Raw genomic sequence first — 22,869 nt, forward strand, 5'->3', positions numbered from 1 at the left:
CTTTTCAACGGCGCCGGAAACCGCCCGACGCCTCATTCAATCTAGCGGCTTTCTTCAGGTTTGACAGCTTGAGCTTCGGCTGGCGCCTCGGCTGCGCCATCCACGCGATGCAAGGCCACTTGGCGGATCGACAGGCGAATATCGGCCGGCAGCACGCGTTTGGCCGCACCTTCGGCCAATTCACCGAGCAGGTCGTGGTAGCTCAACTTGCCCGCCTCATCGCGGCGCAACACATCTTGCTCCAGCAACGTCTGGATAAAATGTCGGAAAAGGCTCTTGTCGAAGAACTCTGGGGCGTTGAGACCGTGCAGGATCGACAGGCGCTGGGCCATGATCGTGCACAGGTCTTCCAGCTCTTCGGCGCTGATGCTGTTCTGGCCGCTGTTGAGCAGCAGCGAGATCGCCATGTAGAAGCGTTGCAGCGTTTGGGCGATGCTCTTGGACAGCAGCGTCAGCAGCACAAAATGCCGTGAGCTCGGCGCCGGGCGCAGGTACACGTCATTCTCGAAACGCAGCAGGCCTTGTTCAACGAATGCCTCAAGCCATTGGTCGACCACCGCGTCCAACTCGTCCAGTGACCAGCGGATAAACAGCTCCGATTGCAGGTACGGGTAGAGCGCGCGGGTGTAGCGCAGGATCTGTTCGCGGCTCATGCGCGAGCTGCTCTGGAAGAAGCTCGCCAGCAACGCCGGCAGGGCGAAGATGTGCAGCACATTGTTGCGGTAATAGGTCATCAGGACGGCGTTCTGCTCGTCCAAGTACAAAATCTTACCCAGTGCGTCGCTCTGTTCCGACAGCAGGTCCATGTCCTTGACGTGCTTGATCAGGGCCAAGCCCTCGCCTTCCGGCAAGGTGGTATGGGGCGAGTAGGGCACGCGGCGCAGCAGCGCCAGGTACAGGTCCAACTGGCGCGCCATGGCCTGTTCATCCAAGGCCAGGCGCGTGGTGGAGAGCAGCGCCAAGGCCACCAGGTTCACCGGGTTCACCGCAGCGGCTTCGTTCAAGTGGCGGGCCACCTGTTCGCCGAGGCGGTTGGTAGTTTCGTTGAGCCATGCCGGTTTGTAGTTCGGGCCCAGCTCCTGGGCGCGCCAGTCGGGTTGCTCGGCGTCGAGGAACTCGGCCAGTTTGATCGGCTCGCCGAAGTTGACCGCGACCTGGCCAAAGCGCTGCTTGAGCGCGCCGACCACCTTGAAAATATCGAAGATCGACTCTTTCTTCTTGCTCGCGCCGCGCAGCTCGCCAAGGTAGGTGCGGCCTTCCAGCACACGTTCATAACCGATATACACCGGCACAAACACGATCGGCATGCGCGAGGAGCGCAAGAAACTGCGCAGGGTGATCGCCAGCATCCCGGTTTTCGGTTGCAGCATGCGCCCGGTGCGCGAGCGCCCGCCTTCGACGAAGTACTCCACCGGGAACCCCTTGGTGAACAGGGTGTGCAGGTATTCGTTGAACAACGAGGTGTACAGCGGGTTGCCCTTGAAGGTGCGGCGCATGAAAAACGCGCCGCCACGACGCAGCAGGCTGCCGATCACCGGCATGTTCAAGTTGATACCCGCGGCGATGTGCGGCGGGGTCAAACCGTTTTTGAACAGCAGGTAGGAGAGCAGCAGGTAGTCGATATGGCTGCGGTGGCAAGGTACGTAGATCACCTCATAACCTTGGGCAACCTTTTGCACTCCTTCGATGTTATTGACCTTGATGCCGTCGTAGATCTTGTTCCAGAACCAGCTCAGCACCACTTCGAGGAAGCGAATCGCGGTGTAGGTGTAGTCCGAGGCGATCTCGTTGCCGTATCGCAGTGCCAGGGCCTTGGCTTTTTCCGGGGAAATCTTTTCGCGTTCGGCTTCATCCAGGATGGCTTGGCGCACCAGTGGCATGTTCACCAGGCCTTTCACCAGATTGCGGCGGTGCGACAGGTCCGGGCCGATTACCGCAGTTTTCAGGTTACGAAAGTGCACCCGCAGGATGCGTTGGGCCATCCGCACGGTGCGTTCGTGACCTTTATTGTGCTCGATCAATTCACGCAGGTTGATAGGCGCGGAGAATTGCACACGAGTCTTGCGCCCCAGGATCAGGATGCTCAACAACCGGCGCAGGCGCCCGGTGACGGCCCAGCTGTCGGCAAACAGCAGTTTCCACGGGCTGGACTCGCTCTCGGGCGACTGCCCCCAGAACACGCTGACGGGAATGATTTGTGCATTCTCTTCGGCGTGTTCGCTCAGGGTGTTGACCAGCCGGTTCAGGGTCGGCGGCGCGCCGCGCTTGTCCTGACGGCCGAGCCAGTCGGGCTCCGGCGTGAGGTAGAAGAACGCCGCCGGTTCGATCAGCGGGCCTACCGATACCGGCAGCACCGGGCGCGGCAGGCCGGCCTTGGTGCACTCGGTATCGACCACGGCCAATTCGGTGAGGGAGGGCGATTGCAGGACGTAGAACACCGGCCGGCTGCGGTCCAGGTTAAGGGTTAGGGACGACTGGTTGATCGTCTCGGAGCGAACCCAGAGGTACAACAGTCGGCGCAAGGTGCCAAACACTAGACGGCGGAACGGGGAGCGGGTCATAGGCGTGCTGCTTCAAGTGGAAAAAACCGAGCAGGTGCTCGGGCGGGTAGTGTGCCGTATTCGCCGAAAATCGGCAAAAAAGCAGCGATGTAAACTTGAGTTGATCGTTTTTGAGCCTGTCTTATACTCGGCAGTTCAATGCGAGCGACTCAACAATAAAAGCATGTGGGAGTAAAACAGATGGCAACGCGCGAAACCGGCAATGTGAAGTGGTTCAACGATGCAAAAGGCTACGGCTTTATTCAGCGTGAGGACGGCAAGGATGTGTTTGTACACTACCGCGCCATTCGCGGTGACGGCCACCGCTCGTTGGCCGAAGGCCAGCAGGTGGAATACGCCGTGGTGACCGGCGAGAAGGGGTTGCAGGCGGAGGATGTAGTGGGGCTGTAAGGCAGACCACATCCTGCCTTGATAACCCAATCAACGCTGGGAGCTGGCTTGCCAGCTCCCACATTGATTGGGTTTGCAGGTTTAGATCAGGCGGTTTTCCAGGTGATCTCTTCTTCACCGTCCACGCTGATACGCATCCAGCGATCGGCGCTTTCTTCACCTTCTTCCTCAACCCACGTACCCGGCGCGCAGCGCACTTCTACGTTCAGCGCGGCAAACGCAGCGCGGGCGCAGGCGATGTCGTCGTCCCACGGGGTCTGGTCGCTTTCCAGGTACAGGCTGTTCCACTTGCCTACTGCCTTAGGCAGCCAGGTAACCGGCACGCTGCCGGCTTTACACTTGTAGGTTTGGCCTTTCTGGACCCAGTCGGTGCACGGGCCCAGGGCGGCGCCCAGCCAGGCGGCGATGGCCTTGTGGTCGACGTCGGCGTCCTTCAGGTAAATCTCGATATCAGGTTGGCGCATGGATGTTCCTCGTTGCGGGATTCGAAAATCCATTCGCGGATACTTAAAAGTGGGTTATTGAAGCACGAAATAATCGTAGCGCATCGACACCGTGACCTGCAGCGGCTCGGCAGCCTCGATCACTTCGGTGCGGCGCTCGGCACTTGCGCGCCAGCCGTGGGGCGTCATCGCCAGCAGGTTGGCGCGGTCCTTGGGTTCGGCCAGGCGCAGGGTGAACTCAAGGGTTTCGCTATGCGCCAGGCTCATGCCGTCCGGCACCAGGGCCAAATGCTTGTCGTCGGTGTATTCGCGTACCTCGTCGTACAAACGCTCGCGCAACTCCATCAGGTGGCCGGCAGTCGGGCCGACCTTCATCAGGCCGCCGCCGGGGCTGAGCAGGCGCTTGGCCTCTTCCCAATCCAGGGGGCTGAAAACGCTGGCGAGAAATTGGCAACTGCCCGAGGCCAGTGGCACACGCGCCATGCTGGCGATCAACCAGGTCAGCGCCGGGTTGCGCTTGCAGGCACGTTTGACCGCTTCCTTGGAGATATCCAGCGCATAGCCGTCGGCATGGGGCAGGGCATCGGCGATCTGCGCGGTGTAGTAACCCTCGCCACAACCGATGTCGACCCAGCGCTGCGGCGCGCGTTCGGCGGCCAGTTCCGCAAGGCGCTTGGCCACCGGCGCGTAGTGCCCGGCGTTGAGGAAGTCGCGGCGCGCCTCGACCATGGCCAGGTTATCGCCGGGGTCGCGGCTGTTCTTGTGCTGCACCGGCAACAGGTTCAGGTAACCCTGGCGCGCACGGTCGAAACGGTGCCCGACCGGGCAGGCCACGCCATTGTCCACCGCGTTGAGCGGTGCGCTGCAAATGGGGCAAGCGAGCATCAGGCGAGCAACTTGATCAGGGTCTGGTAGTAGATTTCGGTCAGCACATCAAGGTCACTGGCCAGGATACGTTCGTTGACCTGGTGAATCGTCGCGTTGACCGGGCCCAGTTCAACGACCTGAGTGCCGAGGGTGGCAATGAATCGCCCATCGGACGTGCCGCCGCTGGTGGATGCCTTGGTCTCACGACCGGTAATCGCCTTGATGCTGGCGGAAACCGCATCCAGCAGAGCGCCCGGTTCGGTGAGGAACGGCAGGCCCGACAGCGCCCACTCCACGTGCCAGTCCAGGCCATGTTTGTCGAGAATCGCCGCAACGCGCTGTTGCAGGCCTTCGACGGTGGATTCGGTGGAGAAGCGGAAGTTGAATACCGCCGTCAGGTCACCGGGGATCACGTTGGTGGCGCCGGTGCCGGAATTGAGGTTGGAAATCTGGAAGCTGGTCGGCGGGAAGAAGGTGTTGCCGTCATCCCAATGCTCGGCGGCGAGTTCCGCCAAGGCCGGGGCGGCCAGGTGGATCGGATTCTTCGCCAGATGTGGGTAGGCCACATGGCCTTGCACGCCGCGAACGGTCAGGGTCGCGCCGAGGGAGCCGCGACGGCCGTTCTTGACCACATCGCCCACCAGCGTGGTGCTCGACGGCTCGCCGACGATGCACCAGTCCAGGCGTTCCTTGCGGGCGGCCAGGCGCTCGATCACAGCTTTGGTGCCGTGGTGCGCCGGGCCTTCTTCATCGCTGGTGATCAAAAAGGCCACCGAGCCTTTGTGGTCCGGGTAGTCGCTGACGAAACGCTCGGCCGCCACCAGCATGGCGGCCAGGCTGCCTTTCATGTCCGCCGCGCCACGGCCGCAGAGCATGCCATTTTCATCGATCAACGCGTCGAACGGGTCGTTTTGCCAGGCCTGCACCGGGCCCGTCGGCACCACGTCGGTGTGGCCGGCAAAGCACAGCACCGGGCCGTCATGCTTGCCATGGGTGGCCCAGAAGTTGTCCACATCTTCGATGCGCATCGGCTCCAGCGCAAAGCCGGCGTCGCCCAGGCGCTGCATCATCAGCTTCTGGCAGTCGGCGTCGATCGGCGTCACCGAGGGGCGACGGATCAGGTCGATAGCGAGTTGAAGGGTCGGCGAAAGGTCGGCGTGGGCCGTCATGGGAAAACTCCGGGAAGCGTGTAATGGGCGCTGGACGAATGTGGAATACAGAACCTGAATCGGCGCAGGTTCAATGTGGGAGCTGGCTTGCCTGCGATAGCATCGCCGCGGCGTACCTGCCAGACCGCGGCGTCTGCATCGCAGGCAAGCCAGTTCCCGTAGAAAGCAGGGCTAGGCCAAGTCTCACAAAACGGCCGTTATCTTATAGCAAAACGGCGGCCAGAGGCCGCCGTTTAGTGCATTGCGCAAGTTTTTACTCAGCCGTTGCCGGCTCACCCGCTGGCGCAGGTTTTGGCAACGACGACAGGAACGCCATGATCAGCGCAGCGACGTACGGCAGCGATTGCACCAGCAGCATCACCACCCAGAAGCGTATGTCATTGCTCGGCAGGCCCTGCACCAGGTAGATCCCCAGCGCCGCGCCCCACAACAGCAGCATGATGAACATTTCTTCGCGAGCTTCGGAGATCGCTACCCAGAAGCCGTGGTTATCCGCGTTTTTCGGTGTACGAAAGAACGGAATACTGGTGGTGAAGAAGCCATACAGCACCGCCTTGGCGATGGTGTGGGACAACGCCAAACCGGCCAGCGCCGCGCAGAACGCATCTTTCAAGTTCACACCCACCGCACGGCGGTAGAGGAAAACGATCTTGCCAACCTTGAACACGAACAGCGCCAATGGCGGGATCGCGAAAATCAGCAACGGCGGGTCGACACGGGTCGGCACGATGATCATCGCCGCCGACCACAACAGCGCGCCGACGGTGAAGAAGATGTTCATGCCGTCCGCGACCCACGGCAACCAGCCCGCGAGGAAGTGGTAGCGCTGGCCACGGGTCAGCTCGGTGTCTTTGCCGCGCAACAGGCTGGCGGTGTGGCGCTTGATGATCTGTATCGCACCGTAGGCCCAGCGGAAACGCTGTTTCTTGAAGTCGATAAAGGTATCCGGCATCAAGCCTTTGCCGTAGCTGTCGTGGTAATACGCCGCCGACAGGCCTTTCTCGAACACACGCAGGCCCAGTTCGGCGTCTTCACAGATGCACCAGTCGGCCCAGCCGAGTTCTTCGAGCACCGAGCGCCGGGTCATGGTCATGGTGCCGTGCTGGATGATCGCGTCGCGGTCGTTACGGGTGACCATGCCGATATGGAAGAAGCCTTTGTATTCCGCGTAGCAGAGCTTCTTGAAGGTACTTTCGTTCTGGTCGCGGTAATCCTGCGGCGACTGCACCACGGCGATTTTCGGGTCGGCGAAGTGCGGCACCATGTGCTTGAGCCAGTTTGGCGACACGCAGTAGTCCGAGTCGATCACCGCGATCACTTCGGCATCCTTGGCGGTGTGCGGGATCAGGTAGTTCAGTGCGCCGCCCTTGAAACCGGCCAGGGGCGAGACGTGGAAGAACTTGAAGCGCGGGCCGAGGGTTTCGCAGTAGTCGCGCACCGGTTCCCACACCGCAGGGTCCTTGGTGTTGTTGTCGATGATCAGGACTTCGTAGTCCGGGTAATCAAGGGCAGCCAGGGCGTCGAGGGTCTGTTTGACCATCTCCGGCGGCTCGTTGTAGCACGGCACATGGATCGACACTTTCGGGCGGTAGTCCGAATCGCCTTCCACCGGCAGAAATTCACGCCGGCGTTTGTGGGTCCACACGGCTTCTGCCAGTTCGTGGGCCTCGGTCAGCAACACGATAAACACGCCGAGGGCGCCGAGTGCCAGCAAGATACCGACGGTCACGCTGAACCAGGTGCTGTATTGCTGGCTGTAGTCGTAGCCGATCCACACCAGTACCGATCCACAAAGGAACGCGATAAAAGTCAGGAACGTACGGCCACGCTGGCGCAGCGACGAGCCGTCGATCATCAGCAGGGTCAGCGACAGCAGCGCAAGCACCACCGAGCCGATGGCCAGCACCCGCCACTGCGGGATCGCGACGACAGGGCCTTCAAAGTTGAATTTCTGCTGGCGCGCTGCGTTGTACACGCCCCAATAAGCGCCCGCCGAGCCTTCGTCGCTGACTTTCCACGGCTGGTCGAACGCCTCGATCACGAAGTAGTTATAGCCTTGGCGGTTCAGCTTGTTGACCAGCGTACGCAGGTAAATCGCCTGGTCTGCCGGGGACGTTTCATTACCCCCGCGCATACGGCCGTTACTCGGCCAGCCAACTTCCGACAGCAGCAGCGGCTTTTTCGGGAACAATTTCTTCAGGTCCCGGGCGCGGTCGAGTACGTACTGGCCGGCCTTGTCCATCGGAATAAATTCCCAGAACGGCAGGATGTGCGCGGCGATCAGGTCGACGTGCTTGGCCAGCTGTGGGTTCTTTTCCCAGATGTGCCATTGCTCGGACGTCGTCACCGGCACTTTCACGGCGCCGCGCACGCGGTCCAGCAGCACAATCAGCGCTTCAGGGGTGATTTCTTCACGGAACAAGGCTTCGTTACCGACCACCACCCGCACCACGCTGCGCGAGCTGTTGGCCAGTTCGATGGCGCGTTGGATCTCGCGCTCGTTACGTTCCAGGTCCGGGCTGATCCAGATACCGAGGGTCACGCGCAGGCCGAACTCTTCCGCCAGCTTAGGGATGTCCCCCAGGGTGCCGTCGACCGAGTAGGTACGGATGTTGTCCGTCAGCTTGCTCATGATTTCGAGGTCGCGACGCATTTCTTCGTCGCTTGGGTACTGGTCTTTCTGCGGGAACTGGCCTTGCTGGAACGGCGAGTAGGAGAACCCGGAGATTTGTTCAGGCCAGTTGGGAGCAGTGACCGGGCGGTTGATCAGCGCCCAGAAGCCGGTGAACAGCGCGGCAATTGCCAGCACCACTACCAGGTTGAGTCCAAATTTACGCGATGACATGGCTATTTCGGGTTCCAAAAGGTGTGGAACGAAAAGAGGTGTCGGCCTACACCGAACGGCGCGCATCCTACACCGGCCTTTCCCTGAGCGTACAGCAGACAGAGAAAAGCCGGACGTTAGTCAGCGAAAGACCATCGAAGTTCTTTACTTGTAGCTTGTCGCTTCGATCTTGTCGCCGTGTAGTCCATAATGCGCGCCGGTTTTTGGGGTAATGGTCATGAGCACAGAAGATCCGCGGTTTGCAGGCGTTGCCCGCTTATATGGCATTGAAGGCCTGGAACGCTTGAAGGCGGCCCATGTGGCGATCGTCGGCGTCGGCGGCGTGGGCTCGTGGGCGGCGGAAGCCATGGCCCGTTGCGGGGTGGGCGAAATTTCGCTGTTTGACCTGGACGATGTGTGCGTCAGCAACAGCAACCGCCAGTTGCACGCCCTGGACAGCACGGTGGGTAAGCCCAAGGTCGAAGTCATGGCCGAACGCCTGCGCAGCATCAACCCGGATTGCACCGTGCATGCGGTGGCGGACTTCGTCACGCGAGACACCATGGCCGAGTACATCACCCCGAACATTGATTGCGTGATCGACTGCATCGACGCCGTCAACGCCAAGGCCGCGCTGATTGCCTGGTGCAAGCGCCGCAAGATCCAGATCATCACCACCGGCGGCGCGGGCGGGCAGATCGACCCGACGCTGATCCAGGTCTGCGACCTGAACCGCACCTTCAACGACCCATTGGCCTCGAAAGTGCGTTCTACGCTGCGCCGTGACTACGGTTTCTCGCGCACCGTGACCCGCCATTACAGCGTGCCGTGTGTGTTTTCCACCGAGCAACTGCGCTACCCGAAGCCGGACGGCAGCATCTGTTTGCAGAAGAGTTTTGTCGGCGATGGGGTGAAGCTGGACTGCGCCGGTGGGTTTGGCGCGGTGATGATGGTGACAGCCACCTTCGGCATGGTGGCGGCGACCAAGGCGGTGGACAAGATCGTGGCGGGGGTACGCAGGCCTTCAGAGCGGGTCAAGCCTGCCTGAATTTCACTTAAATGTGGGAGCAGGCAAGCCAGCTCCCACATTTAGTTTTATATGAGGCTTAATTCGCGCATGCGCTGCAGGACTGCATTGAGGCCATTGCTGCGCGAAGGTGACAACTGGCGGGAAAGCCCCAACTGAGTGAACCAACCCGGCAAATCGACCGCCTGCAACTCGGCCGCCGACAGCCCATTAACCCGCGCCAGCAACAACGCCACCAGCCCTCGAATCATGCGCGCATCGCTGCTCGCTGCGAACTGCCAATGGCCGTCCTGCAAACGGCCCACCAACCACACCAGGCTTTCGCAGCCCTGCACCAGGTTGGCTTCAACCTTGTCCTCATCCGCCAAAGCCGGCAGCCGCTCGCCCCATTGCATCAGCATGCGCGCACGTTGCTCCCAGCTGCCTACCGCCTGAAAAGCCTCCAGCGCGGCCACTGCTTCCACCGGCAGGCTCATCGCAACATATCCAACGCCTGGTCCAGCGCTTCAAAGAAGCGTTCCAGGTCATCGGAGTCGTTGTACAGCGCCAGGGACACACGGATCGCCCCGGTCAAATGCATCGCCTTGAGCAATGGCATTGCACAGTGATGGCCGGCACGCACGGCGATGCCTTGCTCGGTCAGCAGGTGCGCAAGGTCGGCGTTGTGCACGCCTTCCACCACAAAGCTTGCCAGCGCCACCTGCGGCGAGCCCAATACGCGAACGCCTTTGCGCGCGGTCAGCCCGCGTAGCAGGTAGTCGTGCAGCGCCGCTTCATGGGCGACCACGGCGGTTTGATCCAGCGAGCTGAGGTAATCCAGGCTGGCGCCCAGGCCGATCACGCCGGCAATCGGCGGTGTGCCCGCTTCAAAACCCAATGGCGCGGGGCGAAAGCTGGCGCTGTGGTAGTCCGCCAGTTGCACCATCTCGCCACCAAACTGCCAGTGACGCAGGTGATGCAGGGCTTCGTTGCGGCCATACAGCACGCCAACGCCATCCGGGCCGTAGAGTTTGTGGCTGGAAAATACGTAAAAGTCGCAACCCAGCGCCTGCACGTCGTGGCGGCCATGCACGATGCCCTGGGCGCCATCGACCACGGTCAGCGCGCCGTGAGCTTTGGCCATCGCCAGTAAGGCCTCCAGCGGCTGCCAGGCGCCGAGCACGTTGGATAACTGGCTCACCGCCAGCAGGCGCGTGCGCGGCCCGATCAGTTCGGCGGCGGCGCGCAGGTCAATCACGCCGTCATCGCTCAGCGGCACTACCACCAGCGTGAGCGCGCGACGCTTGGCCAGTTGCTGCCAAGGCAGCAGGTTGGCGTGGTGTTCCAGGGCGCTGATGACAATCTCATCGCCCGCATTGAATAAGTGCTCCAGGCCATAGGCCAGGAGGTTCAGCGCAGAGGTTGCGCCGTGGGTAAAGATGATTTGCCCGCTGTCCCCCGCGTTCAACCACTGCGCGACCTTGCTGCGACTGTCTTCAAAGGCCTGGGTCGCATGGGCGCCCGGCAAATGCTGGGCACGGTGCACATTGGCTGCGCCATTGGCGTAGTAATGGCTGATGGCATCCAACAGGGCTTGGGGTTTTTGCGTGGTGGCGGCGTTGTCCAGGTAGGTCTGGTCTTGCCGTTGCAGGGTGGCGATGGCCGGGAAATCGGCGCGCCAGGGAGAGGGCACAAGCATGGTGTTCAAGACTCGTATAAGCGAGCCCCAGGAGCGGGGCCCGCTAGTGGCATCGAGTGGCTGCTTAGTTGTGAGCGTGCAGCGCTTCGTTCAGTTCGATGGCCGATTTGTGGGTTTTGCACTCCACGGCACCGGTCTCGGAGTTACGGCGGAACAGCAGGTCCGGCTGGCCGGCCAGCTCGCGCGCCTTGACCACTTTGACCAGTTGGTTCTGCTCGTCGAGCAGCGCAACCTTGGTCCCAGCGGTGACGTACAGGCCCGATTCCACCTTGTTACGGTCGCCCAACGGGATGCCGATACCGGCGTTGGCGCCGATCAGGCACTCTTCGCCGACTTTGATCACGATGTTGCCGCCGCCCGACAGGGTGCCCATGGTGGAGCAACCGCCGCCCAGGTCCGAATTCTTGCCCACGAACACGCCAGCCGACACGCGGCCTTCGATCATGCCCGGACCTTCAGTGCCGGCGTTGAAGTTGATGAAACCTTCGTGCATCACGGTGGTGCCTTCGCCCACGTAGGCGCCCAGGCGGATACGCGCGGCGTCCGCGATGCGCACGCCGGCTGGGACCACGTAGTCGGTCATTTTCGGGAACTTGTCCACCGAGAACACTTCCAGCAGATCGCCACGCAGGCGCGCTTCCAGTTGGCGTTCAGCCAGTTCGCTGATGTCGATCGCGCCCTGGCTGGTCCAGGCCACGTTCGGCAGCTGTGGGAACACACCGGCCAGGCTCAGGCCATGCGGCTTGACCAGGCGATGGGACAGCAGGTGCAGCTTGAGGTAGGCCTCAGGCGTGGAGGTCAGTGCAGCGTCTTCGGCCAGCAGGGTGGCGACCAGCGGGGTGTGGCTTTCAGCCAGGCGGCTCAGCAGGGCGGCTTGGGTTGCGTCGACGCCTTTGAGCGCGTCAGCCAGTTGCAGGGCCTGGGAGACGGTGAAGGTGATGGCCTGGTTGCCTTCGGTGTAACCGAGGATCGGTGCAATGGCGGCAATGATTTCAGCCGACGGGTTGAGCAAGGGTTGTGCGTAAAACACTTCCAGCCAAGCACCTTGGCGGTTCTGAGTGCCGACGCCGAAGCCCAGGCTGAACAGGGAATTGGACATGCTGTTACCTCTACAAAAATGGAAAGGGCTGGCCTACTTGAGGGCCGCCGAATAACTATCTGGCTTGAAGCCAATCAGGGTTCTGTCACCGAGATCGAGCACGGGGCGCTTGATCATCGAGGGTTGTGCGAGCATCAATTCAATGGCTTTCGACTGATCGAGATCGGCTTTGCGTTCGTCTTCGAGTTTGCGAAAGGTGGTGCCCGCACGGTTCAAAACCACCTGCCAACCGTGCTCGTTGCACCATTGGGTCAAGTGTTCGCGGTCGATACCGGCCGTTTTGTAGTCGTGGAATTCATAGCTCACGCCGTGCTCATCGAGCCAGGTACGGGCTTTTTTCATGGTGTCGCAGGCTTTGATGCCGAAAAGGTGCAACGTTTTGCTTGAAGCGGTCAAGGAATTGCCCCCCTTTGGACAAATAGAAACTAAAGGTCACGGATTATGCCACGACCAGCGGGTTTGGGTGCCGCTCGTCATGCCTGCTTATGGCTCAGTGCGACTTTTGTGCAAAAGCCATCGCACAGCATAGGCGAGTAACATAGACGGGTAATATGGCACTTCAACGGCCAGTTGTTGCCTGATATGTGTCGTTGCAAGTCGCTTGTCCGGGAAACCCGTGTTATGCAAACCGCCTACACCGTTCTTATCCTGCTGATGTTGGTCAGCGTTTCGCGCCTGGTCGGGCGCATCATTCCTCTGCCGTTACCCTTGGTGCAGATCGCCGCCGGCGCCTTGCTGGCGTGGCCGACGCTGGGGCTGCACGTGGCCCTGGACCCTGAGTTGTTCCTGTTTCTGTTTCTGCCGCCGCTGCTGTTCTCCGATGGCTGGCGCATGCCCAAGCGTGAGTTGTGGCGCCTGCGCGGGCCCATCCTGACGTTGGCGGTGGGCCTGGTGTTGTTCACCGTGGTCGGGGCCGGCTACTTCATTCATTGGCTACTGCCTACGATCCCGTTGCCGGTGGCCTTCGCCCTGGCGGCTGTTTTATCACCGACGGATGCCGTGGCGGTGTCGGCCATTTCCCAAAATCGGTTGCCCAAGCCGCTGATGCACATGCTTCAGGGCGAAGCGTTGATGAATGATGCCTCGGGCCTGGTGACCTTCAAGTTCGCCCTGGCGGCGGCGTTGACCGGGGTGTTTTCCTTGGCGGACGCCAGCCTGACCTTTGTGCTGGTGGCCGTGGGTGGCCTGGCGGTGGGCGTGGCGCTGAGCTGGCTGGTCGGGCGTTTGCGTGCCTGGATGATCGCACGGGGCTGGGACGACCCGGCCACCCACGTGGTGTTCATGTTGCTGCTGCCGTTTGCCGCGTATGTGCTGGCTGAACGCCTGGGCGCATCGGGCATTCTCTCGGCGGTCGCGGCGGGCATGATGCAAAGCTGGCTCGACCTGTTGCCGCGCCAGACCAGCACCCGGCTGCTCAATCGCAGTGTCTGGTCGCTGCTGGAGTTCGCGTTCAATGGCTTGATCTTTTTGCTGTTGGGCTTGCAACTGCCAGACATCATCAAGGCGGTGGTGAGCCATGAGACGACACTGTGGCCAACCCTGTTGTATCGCTGCCTGGATGTGATCGCGATCTTTCTGGTGCTGGTGGTGTTGCGGTTTATCTGGGTGCAGAGCATCTGGCGGCTGTCAGGCCTGCTGCGACGGCTGCGTGGGAAAAGCGAACTGACTCTGGTGCCGACGGCCCGTTCCTGCTGGCTGCTGACCGTCGGGGGCGTGCGCGGCGCGGTGACCCTGGCGGGCGTGATGTCGGTGCCGTTGCTGTTGGCGCCGGGGCAGGACTTTCCAGAGCGAGACCTGCTGATCTTTATCGCTGCGGGCGTGATCCTGCTGTCATTGATCGCCGCCTGCATCGCCTTGCCGTTGCTATTGCGCGGCATCGAAAAGAGTCCGGACGAAAAGCGTCATAACGAAGTGCGCGAGGCCTGGAAGAAAACCGCCGTGGCTGCCATCCATGCCCTTGAGGCGGAAGAACCCGCAGGAAGCGAAACCCCGGACGCCGCCCAAGCGGCCCTGGCCGCTGAGCTCAAGGCGCGGCTGATGTCGGAATATCGCCATCAATTGGAAGTGTTTAATGACTCGGCCGAAGCCCAGGCGTTGGCGCAGCAGATGGACCAGCTTGAACGCAAACTTCGGCTCAAAGCCCTGCGCGCGCAACGCTTGGAGTTGTACAGCTTGAGCCGTCATCACCAGATTGGTGATGACGTGTTGCGCGAGGTGCTGGCGGACTTGGACATGAGCGAAGCGAATTTGGGCTCAGTCCATTAATGATGGGGTTTTAATGCTCATGCCCAAGATGACACCCCGCCAAGGGTAACGAGCGTTATGGCTTTCTTGTACGGATACACAGAGTTGAATCGTTAGGCAGCTTTTTTGGGAAGGATAATGTTGGTGAAACCTAACGCCTTGGCAAAGGTGTGCTTGGTGGCTCGAGCGGTTTTCTTTTTGTCACTGTCCCAATGAATACCCATTGTTGGGCTTGAAATATCCGTGCTTTTGGCATGTGTGCCTACTTGCGAGCATTACGTCGCTGACAGGGGCGAGTTGCTTTGATCTCCACTGCATCGCCGAAGCTAAGGTGATACAGATGACAAACTTGAACGCAAACTGCGCCTCAGGCCCTGCGGGCGCGCCACTTGGAGTTGTACAGCTTGAGTCGTCATCACCAAATGGGTGATGAGGTATTGAGAGAGGTGTTGGCGGATCTGGATATGAGTAAGGCGAATGTGGGGCGCGTCCATTGAATTCGAAATAACGTCAGGATCGGCTGATAAAAAATTGCGTAAGGCTGTATAGAAACTTACCCGCCGGTGATTCATCTATGGGGTACATGGACCTCATGAATTTTTTATCGCCGACTGAAAGTTTAGTTTGAAATACAATCTCGTCACCGCCATTGAGTAATGAGGCGGGGAAGGGGTAATGCATGATGGAGTCTTTATCATATTCCGACGTTTTAACTTCAGAGGCGTCGAACTGCCCCAGTATATTATTGCCTACATCGTCCTTTGTAAAATTCTGCGAAGTAAAATGCTCATAGGCGGCCTGCTCATCAATATTCAGGGAGCACTCCGGGTGTTGGTGCTCATGCAGTAAGCCCAGGGCGTGGCCGAACTCATGTAATACGTGCGCTCGTGCGGTGTCATCAGGGTTTGTAAAGTCGATGGACATTGTGGGTTCGGAGCGGTGCAGATGAAGGGCATCCGTTCCGAGTGCGGACCAGCTTCCGAGGCCTATGTTGTCTCCAGCAATTCTGATGTCGCCGTCATTGCCTTTAATAAACTTAAAGTGAAGGTTAGTGTGCGGGCTCCATTCGTTAATGGCTTTCTTGACCAAGGACGTTTGCTCTGGCGTCATATTCGACAGAGAGATTTTTACCGTTGAGTGTTGTGGCCAAGCCTTGCTTTCATCCGCGACGCCACGTTTTTTTCGAGCGTGGGGTGTTACAGCATCAGAAGGGCTACCCGTATATAAGTGTGGGTCGAGAGGCGGCGAGAGAGTGGAGAGGTTGCTGATAGTCATATTTTCACCAAGGAAGAATCAGTAATCCTTGGTGGGAACTTATGCAGAGGCGTTCCATGAAATATGTACCTGGGTTTGCCAGGTGGGGCCCACTCCTGCCAGTCAGGAGCGGGCACTGAGTTAGCGCTTGCGCTGGATAAAATCCCGAATCCGCTCAGCCGCTTCCACACACTCCGCCAACGGCGCAACCAGTGCCATGCGCACACGCCCGGCCCCCGGGTTCACGCCATCCGCTTCCCGCGACAGGTATGAGCCCGGCACCACGGTTACGTGTTCTTCCACGAACAAGTCCCGGCAGAATGCGGCATCGTCGCCGTTCACATTCGGCCATAAGTAAAATCCGCCGTCCGGGCTTTGCACGTCTAATACCGGCTTGAGAATCGCCAGCACAGCGTCGAATTTCTCGCGGTACAGGTCACGGTTGGCCAGCACGTGGGCTTCGTCCTGCCAGGCTGCGATGCTCGCCAGTTGGGTTTGCACCGGCATCGCGCAGCCGTGGTAGGTGCGGTACAGCAGGAAGGCCTTGAGGATATCGGCATTGCCGGCGACGAAACCGGAGCGCAGGCCTGGCAGGTTGGAACGCTTGGACAGGCTGTGGAACACCACGCAACGTTTGAAATCCTGGCGGCCGAGTTCGACGCAGGCGCTGAGCAGGCCCGGCGGCGGGGTTTGTTCGTCGAAGTACAGCTCGCTGTAGCACTCGTCAGCGGCGATGACGAAATCGTATTCGTCGGCCAGGGCGATGAGTTTTTTCAGGGTGTCGACCGGGATCAGCGCGCCGGTCGGGTTGCCTGGGGAACACAGGAATAGGATCTGGCAGCGTTTCCAGGTGTCTGGCGACACAGCGTCGAAGTCTGGGTTGAAGCCGTTGGCGTCCAGGCACGGCAGGTAATGCGGCGTGGCCCCAGCCAGGAACGCGGCGCCTTCGTAGATCTGGTAGAACGGGTTCGGGCTGACTACCAGTGCATCGTCACTGCGGTTGACCACGGTCTGGGTGAAGGCGAACAGTGCCTCGCGGGTGCCGTTGACCGGCAGGATATTGCGCGCCGGGTCCAGCCACCCCTTGGGCACGTTGAAACGGCGTTCACACCAGGCGCCGATGGCCTCGCGCAATGCCGGGATGCCCAGGGTGGTCGGGTACACGGCCATCTGGTCGAGGTTGTTGCTCAGCGCTTGGGCCACGAAGGCCGGTGACTTGTGCTTGGGCTCGCCGATGGACAGCGCGATCGGGCGTTTGTCCGGGTTCGGCGTGACGCTGCCGAGCAGGGCACGGAGTTTCTCGAACGGGTAGGGCTGCAGCTGGTTCAGGGCGTTGTTCATGTAAGCCTCGATCAAGATGAGTACGGCCTTTTTGTGGGCGCTGGCTTGCCTGCGACGCGGGCACCTCGGTGTATAAGCCATGCCGGGTCGACGCTATGGCAGGCAAGCCAGCTCCCACAGGGGTCGTGCGCACTGGGAAGTTAAATCAATTCATATAGTCAGTCTGGACAGCTCGACGCCGGGCTCCTGGCTCACGCTCAATTGCTGCACGATGGCATCCTGCAAGCGTCGGCACAGTTCCGGGTCGGACAGCGGCTGGTTGTCGGCGTCGGTAATGAAGAACACGTCTTCCACGCGCTCGCCGAGGGTCGCAATCTTCGCATTCTGCAACGACAGGTCGAACTCCAGGAAGATTCCACCGATGCGCGCGAGCAAGCCCGGACGATCCGGGGCGCTGAGTTCCAGCACGGTGACCGGGCGCTGGGCGTCATTGGAAATGGTCACCTGGGGCGCAAAGGCAAAATGCTTGAGCTGGCGCGGTACCCGACGCTGGATGATCGTCGGGTAGTCGTCCGGGTTGCGCAGGGCTTCAGTCAGGCCTTCGCGGATCTTTTTCACGCGCACCGGGTTATCGCCGATGGAGTCGCCTTCGGTATCGAGCACGATGTAGGTGTCGAGGGTGAACTGGCTGCTCGAGGTGATGACCCGCGCGTCATGAATGTTCAGGTTGAGCTGGTCCATGGCGGCCACGGTCACGGCGAAGAAGTCGTGCTGGTCGGGCGCGTAGATGAAGATCTGCGTGCCGCCCTCGAACTCGCGCTGGGTGGTTTCCTTGATCAGTACCAGCGGGCCACCATCGGCCGGCTGCTGCAGGATCGCGTCACTGTGCCAGGCCACATCGCCGGCAGTGTGGCGCAGGAAGTAATCGTCACCCAGTTGCGACCACAATTGCTCGACATCGTCCGGGTCATTGCCGCCACGCACCAGGATATCCAGGGCTGCGCTTTGGGTGCGGCGGATCTGCTCTTCGCGGTCCACCGGGTTTTCCAGGCCACGGCGCAGCGCGCGCTTGGTCTCGGTATAGAGCTGGCGCAGCAGGCTGGCGCGCCACGAGTTCCACAGCGTCGGGTTGGTGGCGTTGATGTCGGAGACGGTGAGCACGTAGAGGTAGTCCAGGCGTGTCTCATCACCGACGATCCCGGCGAAGTCGTGGATCACCTGCGGGTCGGACAAGTCCTTGCGCTGGGCGGTGGTCGACATCACCAGGTGGTTCTGCACCAGCCACACAATCAGGCGGCTGTCCCACAACGGCAGTTGATGGCGCTGGCAGAAGGCCTCGGCATCGACCGCGCCGATTTCCGAGTGATCGCCATGCCGGCCCTTGCCGATGTCGTGGTACAGGCCGGCCAGGTAGATCAGCTCCGGCTTGGGCAGCTTGGCCATGAGCTTGCTGGCCAGCGGGAATTTCTCTGACACCTGGGTGTACTGCAACTTACGCAGGTGTTTGATTAAGTTCAGGGTGTGGGCGTCCACGGTGTAGATGTGGAACAGGTCGTGCTGCATCTGGCCGACGATAAAGCCGAACTCGGGCAGGTAACGCCCGAGGATGCCGTAACGGTTCATGCGCCGCAGGTTGCGGTGGATGCCGATCTTGCACTTGAACAGCTCGATAAACAGGCTGGTGTTGCGGATGTCGTTGCGAAAGTCATCGTCGATCAGGTGACGGTATTCGCGCAGCAGGCGGATGGTATCGGCGCGTACGCCTTTGATTTCCGGCTGCTGGGCCATCAGCACAAAGATTTCCAGCATGGCGAACGGCGTGCGGTGGAACACGTTGTCGTTGCGCGCTTCGATGTAGCCGTCGTGCAGTTGGAAGCGCGAGTTGATCGGCTGTGGTGGCGCTTCGTCTTCGGGGGCCAGGATCACTTCTTCGAAATGCTGGATGATCAGGTCGCTGAGCTGGGCAATGCTCATGACCACCCGGTAGTACTGCTGCATGAAGCTTTCGATACTGGTCTTCGCATCCTCGCCTTCAAACCCCAATAGGGTGGCGATGGAGCGCTGATGGTCGAACAGCAGGCGGTCTTCGGAGCGCCCGGCGAGCATGTGCAGGGCGTAACGTACCTTCCACAGAAACTCCTGGGACGAGGCCAGCAGAGCGTTTTCGCTTTCTACCAGAAAGCCTTCGCCGGCCAGGGCGCGCAGGTTCAGGGTGCCGTATTGGCGACGCGCGACCCACAGGATCGTCTGGATATCCCGCAGCCCGCCCGGGGAGCCTTTGACGTTGGGCTCCAGGTTGTATTCGGTGTCGTTGTACTTGTGGTGCCGAGCTTTCTGCTCGGCGCGCTTGGCCAGGAAGAAATCCTTGCTTGGCCACATGTGTGCGGTGCTGGTGACTTCCAGCATGCGCTGACGCAGGCGTTCGGGGCCGGCGATGGTGCGGCTTTCCATCAGGTTGGTGATCACGGTGAGATCGGCGCGGGCTTCTTGGGCGCATTCGTCCAGCGAGCGTACGCTTTGGCCGACTTCCAGGCCGATGTCCCACAACAGCGTCAGAAAACGCTCGATGGAATCGCGAAAGATCTCATGATCGGCGCTGTCCAGCAGGATCAGCAGGTCGATGTCGGAGTAAGGGTGCAGTTCGCCGCGGCCGTAGCCGCCGACCGCCACCAAGGCGATATCGGCATCTTCGCTCCAGCTGAACTGTTCCCAGGCCTTTTGCAGGATGTTGTCGACGAACCAGGCACGGTCTTCGATCAGCCGACGAATGTCTCGGCCACTGCGAAAGCGCGCATCGAGCACCTCGCGGGCCTGGCGGATAGCCTTCTTGAAGGCGCCGATGGGGCTTGCCTTCAATGCCAGTTCAGCCTGGAACTGGCCACGGTCGAAGAGTTCGGGATCCACCTGGGGCATTGATCGGCTTTCCTTTCTATCTATAAGCGGTCACAGGGTTACGGGGGAAAACCGAGGCAAACATTAGGCCGAAATACGTGGGATCGTGTCGTCGGCGCGCAATGTGAAGATCTCGTAGCCGGTCTCGGTGACCAGCAAGGTGTGTTCCCACTGGGCCGACAGCTTGCGGTCCTTGGTGATAGCAGTCCAACCGTCGCCCAGCACCTTGGTGTCAGCCTTGCCCTGGTTGATCATCGGCTCGATAGTGAAGGTCATACCGGCTTTGAGTTCCATGCCGGTGCCGGCGCGGCCGTAATGCAGGATCTGCGGCTCTTCGTGGAACACCTTGCCGATGCCGTGGCCGCAGAATTCGCGGACTACCGAGAAGCCGTTCTTTTCAGCGTGCTTCTGGATCACTTCACCGATATCGCCCAGGCGGCAGCCGGGTTTGACGATCTCGATGGCCTTGTACATGCATTCCTGGGTGACCTGGGACAGGCGCTCAGCCCAGACCGGCACGCTGCCGACGTGGAACATGCGGCTGGTGTCGCCGTGGTAGCCATCTTTGATCACGGTGACGTCGATGTTCAGGGTGTCACCGTCTTTCAACGGCTTGTCGCCCGGAATGCCGTGGCAGACCACGTGGTTGATCGAGGTGCAGATCGACTTGGGGAAGCCTTTGTAGTTCAGCGGCGCAGGGATGGCCTTTTGCACGTCGACTATATAGTCGTGGCAGATGCGGTCCAGGGCTTCGGTGGTGACGCCTGGCTTGACGTGTTCGGCAATCATTTCCAGCACGTCGGCAGCCAGTTTGCCGGCAACGCGCATGCCGGCGATGTCTTCGGCGGTTTTCAAAGTAACGGTCATACAGACTCTCTCTAGCGCGAGGCGCTGAAATCAATACGGTTTACGGGTGTGCGACAAAAGGTTGCAGAATTCGCACAAGCCCCAAAAAAACGTGATTCTACCAGACGCTGGCGGCAAATCATGAGCGTCTGACGATCGCTTCTCTCTATAAGGTGGGGGCATGTTGGCTCTATTCAAAGGCTTACACAAAAGCCGAACACGGCAACTGTGATTGCGGGTTTCGTTTTTGTCCTTCGTGTGGTATAAAATGCGCCGCTTTCCGGGGATGCCCCGCAGAGCTTAAATCCACACACGTGTCGACACGATGACCTGGGTGCCGGAGGCGAATGCCGCTGGTTGGTCATTGGGATACGTGGAGGCCAAACCCGACTTATTAAGGAACTATCATGTCCCAAGTCAATATGCGCGATATGCTGAAGGCCGGTGTGCACTTCGGTCACCAGACCCGTTACTGGAACCCGAAAATGGGTAAATACATTTTCGGCGCGCGTAACAAGATCCACATCATCAACCTTGAAAAAACCCTGCCAATGTTCAACGAAGCTCTGACTTTCGTAGAGCGTCTGGCCCAGGGCAAAAACAAGATTCTGTTCGTCGGCACCAAGCGTTCCGCTGGCAAGATCGTTGCTGAAGAAGCAGCACGTTGCGGTTCGCCGTACGTCGATCACCGCTGGTTGGGCGGCATGCTGACCAACTTCAAAACCATCCGTGCTTCCATCAAGCGTCTGCGTGACCTTGAAGTGCAAGCCGAAGACGGTACTTTCGCCAAGCTGACCAAGAAAGAGGCGCTGATGCGCACTCGCGACCTGGAAAAGCTCGATCGTTCCCTGGGTGGTATCAAGGACATGGGCGGTCTGCCTGACGCACTGTTCGTTATCGACGTTGATCACGAGCGCATCGCGATCACCGAAGCCAACAAGCTGGGCATCCCGGTTATCGGCGTAGTCGATACCAACAGCAGCCCGGAAGGCGTTGACTACATCATCCCAGGCAACGATGACGCAATCCGCGCTATCCAGCTGTACATGGGTTCGATGGCTGACGCTGTAATCCGTGGTCGCAACCACGTTGCTGGTGGTACCGAGCAGTTCGTTGAAGAAGCTCCGGTAGCTGCCGCTGAGTAACTGACGCCCTGGCGTTGACTCAGTAAGCAAAAAGGGGGCTTGGCCCCCTTTTTGCCACCTCGAAAACCATTTGTCGGCAGCGCAGCTACAACTTCTGTAACGTGCAGCGGCCTACAAGGGTGATTCGGGAAGAATTGATCGCCCGTTTGATCGGGTGGAATGGTTGAAAACCTATCCAAGAGGATTTTGAAATGGCAGAGATTACTGCAGCGTTGGTTAAAGAACTGCGTGAGCGTACCGGCGAAGGCATGATGGATTGCAAAAAGGCCTTGACCAAGGCCGGCGGCGACATCGAAAAAGCCATTGATGACATGCGTGCTTCCGGCGCCATCAAGGCTGCCAAAAAAGCAGGCAACGTAGCTGCTGAAGGCGCTATCGCTCTGGTTGAAGACGGTAAAGCCGCAGTTCTGCTGGAAGTGAACTCGCAGACCGACTTCCTGGCTCTGCAGGACGACTTCAAAGCGTTCGTTGCTGCCAGCGTCAAGAAAGCATTCGACGACAAGCTGACCACCGTCGAGCCGTTGATCGAAGCTCAAGAAGCTGCTCGCCTGGTACTGGTCGGCAAGGTTGGCGAAAACGTCAACATCCGTCGTCTGGCGCGCATCGAAGGTGATGTGGTTGGTGGCTACCTGCACGGCAACAAAATCGGCGTTGTGGTTGCCCTCAAAGGCGGCGACGTTGAGCTGGCTAAAGACATCGCTATGCACGTAGCAGCCAGCAACCCTGAGTTCCTGCTGCCATCGGAAGTGTCTGCTGACGCAATCGAGCGCGAAAAAGCTGTGTTCCTGAGCCTGAACGCCGACAAGATCGCCGGCAAGCCAGAAAACATCGTTGAAAACATGATCAAAGGCCGTATCAGCAAGTTCCTGGCTGAAGCGAGCCTGGTTGAGCAGGCGTTCGTCAAGAACCCTGAAATCAAGGTTGGCGAGCTGGCTAAGAAAGCCGGTGCTGAAATCGTTTCCTTCACCTACTACAAAGTAGGCGACGGCATCGAGAAGCCGGTCGACAACTTCGCTGAAGAAGTTGCTGCCCAGCTGGCTGCCGCCAAGCAATAAGACAGTTTTTAACTGTCGCCGAAAGAGGCTGCCCGCTCACGCGCGCAGCCTCTTTTCAAATGGGAAGGCCAATTTTTATTTGGTTTCCTTTCGG

The 22,869-nt window shown here is 60.0% G+C and carries 18 protein-coding genes; 5 read left to right on the forward strand and 13 right to left on the reverse strand.

Annotated elements, in window-relative coordinates:
• Positions 1–41: 41 nt before the first annotated feature.
• The gene (gene plsB / locus K0P33_RS07950; protein ID WP_242154741.1) at positions 42–2,561 is read right to left on the reverse strand and encodes a glycerol-3-phosphate 1-O-acyltransferase PlsB; all 2,520 of its coding nucleotides are present in this window, start codon (positions 2,559–2,561) and stop codon (positions 42–44) included.
• 180 nt (positions 2,562–2,741) lie between these two features.
• Here plsB and K0P33_RS07955 point away from each other — a divergent pair, with 180 nt between their 5' ends.
• The gene (locus tag K0P33_RS07955) at positions 2,742–2,951 is read left to right on the forward strand and encodes a cold-shock protein (RefSeq protein ID WP_032891681.1); all 210 of its coding nucleotides are present in this window, start codon (positions 2,742–2,744) and stop codon (positions 2,949–2,951) included.
• A gap of 86 nt (positions 2,952–3,037) precedes the next feature.
• Here the strand turns inward: K0P33_RS07955 and K0P33_RS07960 are convergent, their stop codons facing one another.
• The 4 genes from K0P33_RS07960 to K0P33_RS07975 all read right to left on the reverse strand — a co-directional run bounded on the left by K0P33_RS07960 (position 3,038) and on the right by K0P33_RS07975 (position 8,275).
• Complete coding sequence (locus K0P33_RS07960) at positions 3,038–3,415, reverse strand: hypothetical protein (protein WP_242154743.1); 378 nt, start codon at positions 3,413–3,415, stop codon at positions 3,038–3,040.
• 54 nt (positions 3,416–3,469) lie between these two features.
• Positions 3,470–4,279, reverse strand: coding sequence for a putative RNA methyltransferase (locus tag K0P33_RS07965; protein ID WP_242154745.1), 810 nt, complete (start codon positions 4,277–4,279; stop codon positions 3,470–3,472).
• Positions 4,279–5,430 carry a succinyl-diaminopimelate desuccinylase gene (dapE, locus tag K0P33_RS07970; RefSeq protein WP_242154747.1) on the reverse strand — a complete coding sequence of 384 codons (1,152 nt, stop codon included), beginning with the start codon at positions 5,428–5,430 and terminating at the stop codon, positions 4,279–4,281. The genes K0P33_RS07965 and dapE overlap by 1 nt, the downstream gene beginning before the upstream one ends.
• A gap of 253 nt (positions 5,431–5,683) precedes the next feature.
• A complete protein-coding gene (locus tag K0P33_RS07975) occupies positions 5,684–8,275 on the reverse strand; it encodes a glycosyltransferase (protein WP_094950063.1) in 2,592 nt (863 codons plus the stop codon).
• Positions 8,276–8,486: 211 nt separating this feature from the next.
• On the opposite strand from K0P33_RS07975, the gene tcdA reads away from it, so the two are divergent.
• Positions 8,487–9,302 carry a tRNA cyclic N6-threonylcarbamoyladenosine(37) synthase TcdA gene (tcdA, locus tag K0P33_RS07980; RefSeq protein ID WP_094950062.1) on the forward strand — a complete coding sequence of 272 codons (816 nt, stop codon included), beginning with the start codon at positions 8,487–8,489 and terminating at the stop codon, positions 9,300–9,302.
• Positions 9,303–9,349: 47 nt separating this feature from the next.
• Here the strand turns inward: tcdA and K0P33_RS07985 are convergent, their stop codons facing one another.
• From K0P33_RS07985 to K0P33_RS08000, 4 genes are all read right to left on the reverse strand, one after another.
• On the reverse strand, positions 9,350–9,757 hold the full coding sequence (locus tag K0P33_RS07985; RefSeq protein WP_242154749.1) for a SufE family protein: 408 nt from the start codon (positions 9,755–9,757) through the stop codon (positions 9,350–9,352).
• The gene (locus tag K0P33_RS07990; RefSeq protein WP_242154751.1) at positions 9,754–10,959 is read right to left on the reverse strand and encodes a cysteine desulfurase; all 1,206 of its coding nucleotides are present in this window, start codon (positions 10,957–10,959) and stop codon (positions 9,754–9,756) included. Before K0P33_RS07990 ends, K0P33_RS07985 begins: the two co-directional genes overlap by 4 nt.
• Before the next feature lie 64 nt (positions 10,960–11,023).
• Positions 11,024–12,058, reverse strand: a complete 1,035-nt coding sequence (gene dapD, locus K0P33_RS07995) for a 2,3,4,5-tetrahydropyridine-2,6-dicarboxylate N-succinyltransferase (protein WP_242154752.1) — start codon at positions 12,056–12,058, stop codon at positions 11,024–11,026.
• Between the two features lie 33 nt (positions 12,059–12,091).
• Positions 12,092–12,454, reverse strand: coding sequence for an ArsC family reductase (locus K0P33_RS08000; protein WP_003189147.1), 363 nt, complete (start codon positions 12,452–12,454; stop codon positions 12,092–12,094).
• Positions 12,455–12,679: 225 nt separating this feature from the next.
• Here K0P33_RS08000 and K0P33_RS08005 point away from each other — a divergent pair, with 225 nt between their 5' ends.
• On the forward strand, positions 12,680–14,323 hold the full coding sequence (locus K0P33_RS08005) for a Na+/H+ antiporter (RefSeq protein WP_094950058.1): 1,644 nt from the start codon (positions 12,680–12,682) through the stop codon (positions 14,321–14,323).
• Positions 14,324–14,812: 489 nt separating this feature from the next.
• On the opposite strand, the gene K0P33_RS08010 is transcribed toward K0P33_RS08005, so the two are convergent.
• The 4 genes from K0P33_RS08010 to map all read right to left on the reverse strand — a co-directional run bounded on the left by K0P33_RS08010 (position 14,813) and on the right by map (position 20,596).
• Entirely contained in the window at positions 14,813–15,577 is a 765-nt protein-coding gene (locus tag K0P33_RS08010) for a M12 family metallopeptidase (protein ID WP_094950057.1), read from the reverse strand.
• Positions 15,578–15,697: 120 nt separating this feature from the next.
• Complete coding sequence (dapC, locus tag K0P33_RS08015; RefSeq protein WP_242154754.1) at positions 15,698–16,897, reverse strand: succinyldiaminopimelate transaminase; 1,200 nt, start codon at positions 16,895–16,897, stop codon at positions 15,698–15,700.
• Positions 16,898–17,047: 150 nt separating this feature from the next.
• Complete coding sequence (locus tag K0P33_RS08020; protein ID WP_242154756.1) at positions 17,048–19,750, reverse strand: [protein-PII] uridylyltransferase; 2,703 nt, start codon at positions 19,748–19,750, stop codon at positions 17,048–17,050.
• A gap of 63 nt (positions 19,751–19,813) precedes the next feature.
• Positions 19,814–20,596 (reverse strand): type I methionyl aminopeptidase, encoded by a 783-nt coding sequence (gene map, locus K0P33_RS08025; protein ID WP_094950054.1) that lies wholly within the window; start codon positions 20,594–20,596, stop codon positions 19,814–19,816.
• Between the two features lie 386 nt (positions 20,597–20,982).
• On the opposite strand from map, the gene rpsB reads away from it, so the two are divergent.
• Together rpsB and tsf are read left to right on the forward strand one after the other, a co-directional pair.
• Positions 20,983–21,720, forward strand: coding sequence for a 30S ribosomal protein S2 (gene rpsB / locus K0P33_RS08030; protein ID WP_003219330.1), 738 nt, complete (start codon positions 20,983–20,985; stop codon positions 21,718–21,720).
• Between the two features lie 191 nt (positions 21,721–21,911).
• On the forward strand, positions 21,912–22,775 hold the full coding sequence (gene tsf / locus K0P33_RS08035; RefSeq protein ID WP_094950053.1) for a translation elongation factor Ts: 864 nt from the start codon (positions 21,912–21,914) through the stop codon (positions 22,773–22,775).
• The last annotated feature ends 94 nt before the right edge of the window (positions 22,776–22,869 follow it).

The sequence above is a fragment of the Pseudomonas sp. ArH3a genome, from assembly GCF_022648765.1.
In the GTDB taxonomy this organism is placed as follows: domain Bacteria; phylum Pseudomonadota; class Gammaproteobacteria; order Pseudomonadales; family Pseudomonadaceae; genus Aquipseudomonas.

Excerpts from the sequence above, each read along its gene's own strand:
- dapD (WP_242154752.1), bottom strand. The coding sequence starts at position 12,058 with ATGTCCAATTCCCTGTTCAGCCTGGGCTTCGGCGTCGGCACTCAGAAC.
- tsf (WP_094950053.1), top strand. The coding sequence starts at position 21,912 with ATGGCAGAGATTACTGCAGCGTTGGTTAAAGAACTGCGTGAGCGTACC.
- K0P33_RS08005 (WP_094950058.1), top strand. The coding sequence starts at position 12,680 with ATGCAAACCGCCTACACCGTTCTTATCCTGCTGATGTTGGTCAGCGTT.
- dapC (WP_242154754.1), bottom strand. The coding sequence starts at position 16,897 with ATGAACAACGCCCTGAACCAGCTGCAGCCCTACCCGTTCGAGAAACTC.
- K0P33_RS08020 (WP_242154756.1), bottom strand. The coding sequence starts at position 19,750 with ATGCCCCAGGTGGATCCCGAACTCTTCGACCGTGGCCAGTTCCAGGCT.
- K0P33_RS07990 (WP_242154751.1), bottom strand. The coding sequence starts at position 10,959 with ATGCTTGTGCCCTCTCCCTGGCGCGCCGATTTCCCGGCCATCGCCACC.
- K0P33_RS07960 (WP_242154743.1), bottom strand. The coding sequence starts at position 3,415 with ATGCGCCAACCTGATATCGAGATTTACCTGAAGGACGCCGACGTCGAC.
- tcdA (WP_094950062.1), top strand. The coding sequence starts at position 8,487 with ATGGTCATGAGCACAGAAGATCCGCGGTTTGCAGGCGTTGCCCGCTTA.
- plsB (WP_242154741.1), bottom strand. The coding sequence starts at position 2,561 with ATGACCCGCTCCCCGTTCCGCCGTCTAGTGTTTGGCACCTTGCGCCGA.
- dapE (WP_242154747.1), bottom strand. The coding sequence starts at position 5,430 with ATGACGGCCCACGCCGACCTTTCGCCGACCCTTCAACTCGCTATCGAC.
- K0P33_RS07955 (WP_032891681.1), top strand. The coding sequence starts at position 2,742 with ATGGCAACGCGCGAAACCGGCAATGTGAAGTGGTTCAACGATGCAAAA.
- K0P33_RS07985 (WP_242154749.1), bottom strand. The coding sequence starts at position 9,757 with ATGAGCCTGCCGGTGGAAGCAGTGGCCGCGCTGGAGGCTTTTCAGGCG.
- rpsB (WP_003219330.1), top strand. The coding sequence starts at position 20,983 with ATGTCCCAAGTCAATATGCGCGATATGCTGAAGGCCGGTGTGCACTTC.
- map (WP_094950054.1), bottom strand. The coding sequence starts at position 20,596 with ATGACCGTTACTTTGAAAACCGCCGAAGACATCGCCGGCATGCGCGTT.
- K0P33_RS07965 (WP_242154745.1), bottom strand. The coding sequence starts at position 4,279 with ATGCTCGCTTGCCCCATTTGCAGCGCACCGCTCAACGCGGTGGACAAT.
- K0P33_RS08010 (WP_094950057.1), bottom strand. The coding sequence starts at position 15,577 with ATGACTATCAGCAACCTCTCCACTCTCTCGCCGCCTCTCGACCCACAC.
- K0P33_RS07975 (WP_094950063.1), bottom strand. The coding sequence starts at position 8,275 with ATGTCATCGCGTAAATTTGGACTCAACCTGGTAGTGGTGCTGGCAATT.